The following is a 7606-nucleotide window of genomic DNA, read 5'->3' on the forward strand; positions in this document are numbered from 1 at the left end:
TCCACGTAGCCGAGCTGGTCCTCGAAGGCGTTGGCGTTCTGGAAGCCGAAGAGGATGCCGGTCTTGCCCTCCTCCTTGGCCCGGGTGATGTCGGCGGCGGTGCGCACCGGACGTACCAGGTCGCTGCACTCGGCCATCAGCTGGTTGGACTTGACGATATTATCGACGGTGGCCTGGAACCCCTCCCACACCGAAACGGTGCAGTTGGCCGCCGTGAGGCCGCCGTGGCGCATGTCCTCGAACAGCTCGCGATTCCATTTGGCGATGATGAGGCCATCGATGATGATGGCGTCCTGGTGCAGTTCGTGGGGGGTCATGGCCGGTTCTCCGTGTTGTTGTAGCATGCCGGCAGCATAGCGCCGGCAGGTTCCCTACACGGAGACTGGAAGCGACGGAGAGGATTCCAATTGCGTCACATCTGTCGTGAAAGCGACGCCCAAGCTATTTATTGACCGCCACTCTCGATTGGTTGACCGCCACACTGGCATAGGTCGGCTCCCCACGAGCCTGGTCGAGGGCGACCATGGCGCTGGAAACCGGCTCACAGGAGACCGGCTCGAAGGCGGCACCGCTGAATAGCGCATCCACCTGCTTCTCCTCGAGGCGCACCGTGGGCTGGAGATTTCCGATACGCTCGTCCCTGGGAGGAAAGCCGAAGAACTCGCGGTAACACTTCGAAAAGTGGGGCGTCGAGACAAAGCCACAGGCCGAGGCCACCTCGATGATCGACATTGAGGTCTGCTTGAGCAACTGACGCGCCCGGGTCAGTCGAAGCTTGAGGTAGTAGCGCGATGGCGAGCAGTGAAGGTTCTTCTGGAACAGCCGTTCCAGCTGACGCCGGGAGACATCCACATAGCTGGCGAGCTCATCGAGGCCGATGGGCTCCTCCAGGTTGGCCTCCATGAGGGCCACGATCTCGAGCAGCTTGGGCTGGGTGGTACCCAGCACGTGACGCAGGGGAATGCGCTGCTGGTCCTGCTCGTTACGCACGCGCTCGCAGATGAACATCTCGGAAATACCCGCCGCCAGCTCTCGGCCATGATCCTTTGCGATCAGGTTGAGCATCATATCCAGCGGTGCGGTGCCTCCGGAGGAGGTCGCTCTATCACGATCGATGCAGAACAGCCGCGTGGTCAGCTCGACGCGGGGAAAGGCCTCTCGCATCGCCGCCATGCATTCCCAATGGGTGCTGATGTCGTAGCCGTCGAGCAGGCCGGCCTTGGCCAGGGCCCAGCTACCGGTACAGATCGCGCCAAGCCGGCGCGAGAGTCTTGCCTGGCCCTGGAGCCAGGCCACGTGCTCGCGCTGCACGCTGCGATGCGGCCCGACGCCGCCACAGACCACCACCATATCGAGCCCCAACGGCGTGCGCAGGGAGACGTCCGGCGTCACCTTGAGCCCATCGCTGGCGCTGACCGGCTCACCATCGGCGGTGAGGGTGTACCAGCGGTAGAGTTCATGGCCGGCGAGCTGGTTGGCCATGCGCAGGGGCTCGATGGCGGATGCCAGCGAGATGAGAGTGAAATTGTCCAGGAGCAGAAACCCGATCGTCTGGGTCTTGATTCCTTCGCCCCGGGTCTGCGGGCTCCTGAATCCCTCAGGATCTTTCCGTGATGAGCTTGTCATGGTCTCTCTCCCGCGCGCTACTGGTTCGGTCGGCTCTTACCACACCACTGCCCGATTGGTGTTCGAAGTATAGAGCCGATATGCGACATCCTGTCGCATATCGGCATGTCTTATACACATTATCCAATCCTGAGACGCGTCGCTTATCGTTTTTTTCTCTATCTGGCCCCGTTCTCATTGAGTGACGCAATCGGGGCGAAGTTCGGGTCCCGCTCGGTATCCGTCAGCGCCACGGGTTATGATGTCCCCAACGTTCTGCAACGGAGCCTCATGCCCTCCGCACTACCCCTGCCCCTTTCGACACCCAGCCGCAACCTGGTTCGCCTGACCATCGTGAGGGGCATCACCTGGACCGGCTTCCTGGCCGCGGTGATCATCGGCGTGGAGCTACTTCATTTCGAACTGCAGGTGGTCGCCGTCATCGGGGTGATCGTCGCCATGGGGCTGATCAACCTCTTCACCTGGTGGCGGCTAGGCCGACAGTGGGCCGTCAGCCATACCGAGTACGTGCTTCATCTGCTGGCCGACGTCCTGGGCCTGACCCTGCTGTTCTACCTCACCGGGGGCTCCACCAACCCCTTCATCAATTACTACCTGATACCGGTGACCATCGCCGCCGCCACGCTGCCCTGGCGATACGCCTGGATCATCGCCTCGGCGGCCATGGCCGCCTACACGATGCTGATGTTCGACTACCACCCGGTGCCGCAGTTGACCCACCACTACGATGACGAGGCCATCGATCTCCATGTGCTGGGAATGTGGCTCAATTTCGCCCTTTCGGCGGGGCTGGTGACCTTCTTCATCTACAAGATGGCCCATGCGTTGCGCAGCCGTGAGCAGGCCCTGTCACGCACGCGAGAGGCAGCCCTGCGCAATGAACAGGTCGTGGCGGTGGCCACCCAGGCCGCGGGAACCGCCCATGAGCTGGGGACGCCGCTGTCGACCATGGCCGTGCTGTTGAGCGAGATGCGCGAAGAAGTGCGTGGAGACAGTGCGCTCGAAAAGGATGTCGACCTGCTGCGTCAGCAGGTGGACGTCTGCAAGGAACGGCTGCGTCAACTGGTACAGAGCGCAGATCGCGGCCGCATGGCAAAGCCGGAGGTGCACGATGCCCGCGAATGGCTCGCAAGCGTGGTACAGCGCTGGCTGGTCCTGCGACCCGATGTCAGTCATCGGCTGGATATCGGTAGCCAGAACAGCACCCCCTGGCTCAAGGTGGACGCCACCCTGGATCAGGCTATCACCAACCTGCTCAACAATGCCGCGGATGCCAATCCGGACAACATCAGCATCCGCCTCGACTGGACAGCCGAGGAGGTGGTGATCGATATCCGTGATCATGGCCCCGGGGTCGCCCTGGAGATCGCCGACCAGCTTGGAGAGACCTTCGTGTCGACCAAGAGCAAGGGGCTGGGTATCGGCCTCTTTCTCACCCACGCCACCATCAACCGATTCGGCGGCGGCGTTAGCCTGTATAATCATCCTGATGGGGGAACGCTGACCGAAGTGACCCTGCCGCCCAGCGAGCCCTGAACCGGGCGGCATCCCTTCCGAATGACGCGACGAGGTTGCCATGCAAGATGCCGACACACGCCTGCTGATCATCGATGACGACGAAATGTTCTGCCATGTTCTGTCGCGCGCCATGACCCGCCGCGGCTTCGAGGTCCTCGTGGCACACGATGCCGAACAGGCGATGACCCTGGCGCGGCGCCATCGCCCCGACTTCGCGACGCTGGACCTCAAGCTGGAACAGAGTTCCGGCCTGAAACTGCTGCCGGAGCTCCTCGACGTCCTGCCCACCTGTCGCGTGGTCGTGCTCACCGGCTACTCCAGCATCGCCACAGCCGTCGAAGCGATCAAGCTCGGCGCCGTCAATTACCTCTGCAAGCCGGCAGATGCCGAGGAAATTCTCATCGCCCTGGGCCGCGAGCAGGGCGACCCGGACGCCGAGGTGGCCGTCTCCCCACCCTCCATCAATCGCATCGCCTGGGAGCACATCCAGAAAGTGCTGCAGGAGCATGACGGCAACATCTCCGCCACGGCCAGGGCGCTGGGCATGCATCGCCGAACTCTTCAGCGCAAGCTGCAGAAACGACCGGTTCGGCGATGATTTTCCTGCCACATTGACGCTACCCTCACCCCGCGTCGGGGGTCATGACCTTGTCCATCATCCGCTGGGCCAGCCGGCTCGCCTCCTGTAGCGAGTCGAGGTCCGATAGATCGTCGATGAGCTCACAGCGCCACAGCCACACCGACGGGGCGGGTCGCTCCGCGACGAAGGGGTAGCGTCCCGATGGCAGGGCGAAACGACGACGGGTTCCCGGCTCGGGTGGGGGCGCGTCGTTCTCGGCCGGAACCAGCAACAGCGAAAGCGACACCGGGGTGACCAGGGCACCGGCCAGGTAGGTCGTTTCTTCCCCGTCCGTCCCATCCTCAGGCAACAGCTGAAAGCACAGGGCATCCACACTCAACCTCGGGTTGTAATGGGCCATCTCCTTCAACGCGCGACCCTGCTGCTGCTGCCAGGCTGACGCCAGCTCACGAAGTCGCTCGTACTGCTCGGGTGTCAGGGCCTGCATTGGCACTCCTTCTTCGGCAAATTGATCCGGCCACAAAGTGGATTGGGCCGTTGGGTTCGGCAGGGATCCATCACGACTGCTATTCTGGCAGCTCCACCTGCGACGAGGAATGCCCATGCTTCCCCAAGATCGCCTCGAACTGGCCGTATCGATCGCAAACGAGGCCGGTGAACGCATCATCGCCGCGCGCCAGGGGCAGTCGTTCAGCCAGCGCTACAAGCAGGGACAGGAACTGGTCACGAATGTCGACCTGGAGATCGACAGGCTGATCAGCGAGCGGCTTGAGACAGCACTGCCGGGCGAGTCACGGCTGAGTGAGGAGCTGGCGCCGGATCGAGGGGTGATGGCAACGGCCGAGGCGCTGTGGGTCGTGGACCCCATCGATGGCACGGTCAACTTCGCCCACGGCCTTCACCATGTCGGCGTCTCCATCGCCTGGGTCAGCGAGGGCAGAACCCGCCTCGGCGTGGTCCACGCCCCGTTCCTGGGTGAAACCTACACGGCCCTGTATGGCCAGGGCGCCTGGTGCAACGGCAAGCCCATCCATGCCAGTCGCCGCTCCAACCTGGAGCACTGCCTGGTTGGCACCGGCTTTCCCTACCGGCGCGATAGCCGCCCTCCCCTGATGCGGCGACTGATGGCGATACTCCAGCACTGCCAGGACGTACGGCGCAACGGTTCGGCGGCACTGGACCTCTGTGATGTCGCCTGCGGCCGGCTTGATGCTTACTACGAAAGCGTCTCGCCCTGGGACTTCGCTGCCGGCCTGTTGATCGCACGAGAAGCCGGCGCCCGGGGAGGCCATCTCTATCCTTGCCCGGAGGCATTCCCGAGGACCTGTATGGCGAAAACCTGCTGGTCAGCGCACCGGAGGTCCATGCCGAACTCGCCGACCTGCTGCGCGCTGCCGATGACAATGATTTGATGCAATACTGAAACTCTCCGACGCCCAGCAACACCATAGTAACCTCCTGCCATGGCAAGAAAAAACAGCTGTCGGAGCGCTGGTTCGGCGCTCCGACTCTGCATCGCGACTGGCGCCGCCAGGCGCCCCGGCGGAAGCCGAGACGTCGGTGGTCATCGGAGACATCGGCAACAGCGATAGCCCTGGGCAATATCCAGGCTAGCGGCTCGCTATTGGCGCCCGTACAAGCGATCGGTCACAATGTCGCCAACCCATTCAAGGAGTGTTTCTATGTTCGTGGTTATTTTCGGCCGTCCCGGCTGCCCCTTCTGCGTCCGTGCCCAGGCGCTTGCCGAGCGGCTGGAAGCGTCCGGCGCCATCGAGGGCCACCGCTACGTCGATATCCTGGTGGAAGGTATCAGCAAGGCCGACATGGAGAAGACCATCGGCAAGCCGGTCACGACCGTGCCACAGATATTCGTCGGCCAGTCCCACGTGGGCGGTTTCACGGAGTTCGACCAGTACGTGCGTGACCACGACCTCATGTCCCAGGCCAACGCAGGCTGATGGCCAACCCTCGGGGAGCACCCCGCCCTGCTCCCCGTAGCGTCCTTGTACCGTTGACCGTTCTTCTCCGTTGAAAGCCGATTGCCGCCAGCACCTATACTGACGCCAAGCGTCCTGCCTACAGGCGCATCAGGAGACAAGGAACGGCAACGATGCAGCGGGAAGAGTTCTTGCAACAGCTGTGGCTCGACTACATCCACCAGAATACGGATGTGGGCGCCCTGCGCCTGTGGCCCATCGATACCCCGGCCGAATACCTGGCGATACTGACGCTGAACCAGTCGCCCTTTGCGGCTGCCGACCTCTTGCCCACCCTGGGACATCTCGGCTTTCGTTCCACCCAACGCTATGCCATGGCCGATCGTGGCCTGCTGGTTACCCTGCTGGCTCCGCCCGATGACGGCCCATGGCTGATACTGGCCGAACTGCAGATGGGAACCCTCTCGCGTGAGCCCAGGGCCCGACTCGCCGAACTGGTGGCCAATACCCATCCGCAGGATGCCCGTGGACAGAACCTGTTGACGCGAGGTCGTCCCTGGGCGATGCCCGACTGGCCCAGCTATCGAATGCTCTGCGATGCCCATCCGCTGGCCGGCTGGCTATCGGTCATGGGGCCGAGCATGCACCATGCCGGCTTCGACTGCGAGCACATCGGTCAGGGTATAGACAGCCTCGACGAAGCCCTCGAGGAGAGCGGGCTCAAGGGTAGCGAGGGTCGCCAACATGGACTCTTTCCGATCTCGCCACTGCTGAATTACCGCTTCTATCCCACCTGTTCGCGTCGTATCGCCTTCGCCGACGGCGATGAGCACCGCATCCCACTGGGTGGCCTGGCCCTGATGCAGAAGCGACTCAGCAGCGACCATGAACGTGCCGTCGAGCTGCTGCTCCCCCACCATACCCGCTGCGAGATCTCCTGAAGGAGACGGTTATCCACAAAATTTGTGGATAACACTGTGAAAGAGCGCGTTGCAAGTCCGGCTTGGCCAGGAAACAACAGGGTTGAAACAGGCTGGTCATAAATTCATCAGGCCTTCGCAGCGATGCCGGAAGCGATGCGCAAGACCACGATGCAGAAACTGATGAAGCCCGGACCTGCAGGCCCGGGCTTCATCGAAATCAGCGGTTAACGAGGATCACTCGTCAAACGTCATTTCCGGCACGTGCTCGGGCACCACCAGCTTGCCCGCTGTCTTCTCGACGATCTCTTCCACGCTGACGCCCGGCGCCCGCTCCTTGAGGATGAAGGCACCGTTCTCGATCTCCATATAGGCCAGATCGGTCAGTACCCGGTTGATACAGCCCGCCCCGGTCAAGGGCAGGGTACACTTCTCCAGCAGCTTCGACTCACCGTGCTTGGACGCATGGGTCATGGTGCAGATGATGTTCTCGGCACCGGCTACCAGGTCCATGGCGCCGCCCATGCCCTTGATCAGCTTGCCGGGCACCATCCAGGAGGCAATATTGCCTTCCTGGTCGACCTCGAATGCGCCGAGGACGGTCAGGTCCACATGGCCGCCACGGATCATCGCAAAGGACTCCGCGGAGGAGAAGATCGCGGCCCCGGGGCGTGCCGTCACGGTCTGCTTGCCGGCATTGATCATGTCCGGGTCGACCTCCTCCTCGGTGGGGAAGCGGCCCATTCCCAGCAGCCCATTCTCGGACTGGAGCATGACATCGATACCATCGGGAATGTAATTGGCCACCAGCGTTGGAATGCCGATGCCCAGGTTGACGTAAAAGCCGTCCTGGAGTTCACGCGCCACGCGCTGTGCCATCTGTTCGCGAGTCAGTGCCATCTTCTTGCCTCTTGTCGTTGTGAGCCATGCCGGCCTGGCCGAAAGGCTCGAATCGAATCCATGGAAAGTCGCGGTTCAGTCGCGAACGGTGCGCTTCTCGATGCGCTTCTCGAAAGAGCCTGGAT

General features: G+C 62.6%; 8 protein-coding genes and 1 pseudogene. 5 read left to right on the forward strand and 4 right to left on the reverse strand.

Annotated elements, in window-relative coordinates:
- Positions 1 to 317: membrane dipeptidase (locus tag Q427_RS14500; RefSeq protein WP_043515124.1), on the reverse strand; the 317-nt coding region annotated here is incomplete at its 3' end.
- A 124-nt stretch (positions 318 to 441) separates the two neighbouring features.
- Positions 442 to 1626, reverse strand: coding sequence for a GlxA family transcriptional regulator (locus Q427_RS14505; protein WP_043515125.1), 1185 nt, complete (start codon positions 1624 to 1626; stop codon positions 442 to 444).
- 270 nt (positions 1627 to 1896) lie between these two features.
- Here Q427_RS14505 and Q427_RS14510 point away from each other — a divergent pair, with 270 nt between their 5' ends.
- Together Q427_RS14510 and Q427_RS14515 are read left to right on the forward strand one after the other, a co-directional pair.
- Complete coding sequence (locus tag Q427_RS14510) at positions 1897 to 3162, forward strand: ATP-binding protein (RefSeq protein ID WP_043515127.1); 1266 nt, start codon at positions 1897 to 1899, stop codon at positions 3160 to 3162.
- A gap of 40 nt (positions 3163 to 3202) precedes the next feature.
- Positions 3203 to 3742, forward strand: a complete 540-nt coding sequence (locus Q427_RS14515) for a response regulator transcription factor (protein WP_043515129.1) — start codon at positions 3203 to 3205, stop codon at positions 3740 to 3742.
- A 25-nt stretch (positions 3743 to 3767) separates the two neighbouring features.
- Here the strand turns inward: Q427_RS14515 and hybE are convergent, their stop codons facing one another.
- A complete protein-coding gene (hybE, locus tag Q427_RS14520) occupies positions 3768 to 4211 on the reverse strand; it encodes a [NiFe]-hydrogenase assembly chaperone HybE (RefSeq protein ID WP_043515131.1) in 444 nt (147 codons plus the stop codon).
- A gap of 115 nt (positions 4212 to 4326) precedes the next feature.
- On the opposite strand from hybE, the pseudogene Q427_RS14525 reads away from it, so the two are divergent.
- The 3 genes and pseudogenes from Q427_RS14525 to Q427_RS14535 all read left to right on the forward strand — a co-directional run bounded on the left by Q427_RS14525 (position 4327) and on the right by Q427_RS14535 (position 6602).
- A pseudogene (locus tag Q427_RS14525) lies at positions 4327 to 5147 on the forward strand (inositol monophosphatase family protein).
- Positions 5148 to 5406: 259 nt separating this feature from the next.
- Positions 5407 to 5682: a GrxA family glutaredoxin gene (locus Q427_RS14530; RefSeq protein WP_043515134.1), complete on the forward strand. Its 276-nt coding sequence runs from the start codon at positions 5407 to 5409 to the stop codon at positions 5680 to 5682.
- A gap of 152 nt (positions 5683 to 5834) precedes the next feature.
- Positions 5835 to 6602: a hypothetical protein gene (locus tag Q427_RS14535; RefSeq protein ID WP_043515135.1), complete on the forward strand. Its 768-nt coding sequence runs from the start codon at positions 5835 to 5837 to the stop codon at positions 6600 to 6602.
- 216 nt (positions 6603 to 6818) lie between these two features.
- Here Q427_RS14535 and Q427_RS14540 read toward each other — a convergent pair whose 3' ends face one another.
- Positions 6819 to 7481 (reverse strand): CoA transferase subunit B, encoded by a 663-nt coding sequence (locus Q427_RS14540; protein WP_043515138.1) that lies wholly within the window; start codon positions 7479 to 7481, stop codon positions 6819 to 6821.
- Positions 7482 to 7606 lie beyond the last annotated feature (125 nt).

The organism is Halomonas sp. BC04, from assembly GCF_000568385.1.

Coding starts and splice junctions, on each gene's coding strand:
- Q427_RS14505 (WP_043515125.1), bottom strand. CDS start 1,626: ATGACAAGCTCATCACGGAAAGATCCTGAGGGATTCAGGAGCCCGCAG.
- Q427_RS14510 (WP_043515127.1), top strand. CDS start 1,897: ATGCCCTCCGCACTACCCCTGCCCCTTTCGACACCCAGCCGCAACCTG.
- Q427_RS14515 (WP_043515129.1), top strand. CDS start 3,203: ATGCAAGATGCCGACACACGCCTGCTGATCATCGATGACGACGAAATG.
- hybE (WP_043515131.1), bottom strand. CDS start 4,211: ATGCAGGCCCTGACACCCGAGCAGTACGAGCGACTTCGTGAGCTGGCG.
- Q427_RS14530 (WP_043515134.1), top strand. CDS start 5,407: ATGTTCGTGGTTATTTTCGGCCGTCCCGGCTGCCCCTTCTGCGTCCGT.
- Q427_RS14535 (WP_043515135.1), top strand. CDS start 5,835: ATGCAGCGGGAAGAGTTCTTGCAACAGCTGTGGCTCGACTACATCCAC.
- Q427_RS14540 (WP_043515138.1), bottom strand. CDS start 7,481: ATGGCACTGACTCGCGAACAGATGGCACAGCGCGTGGCGCGTGAACTC.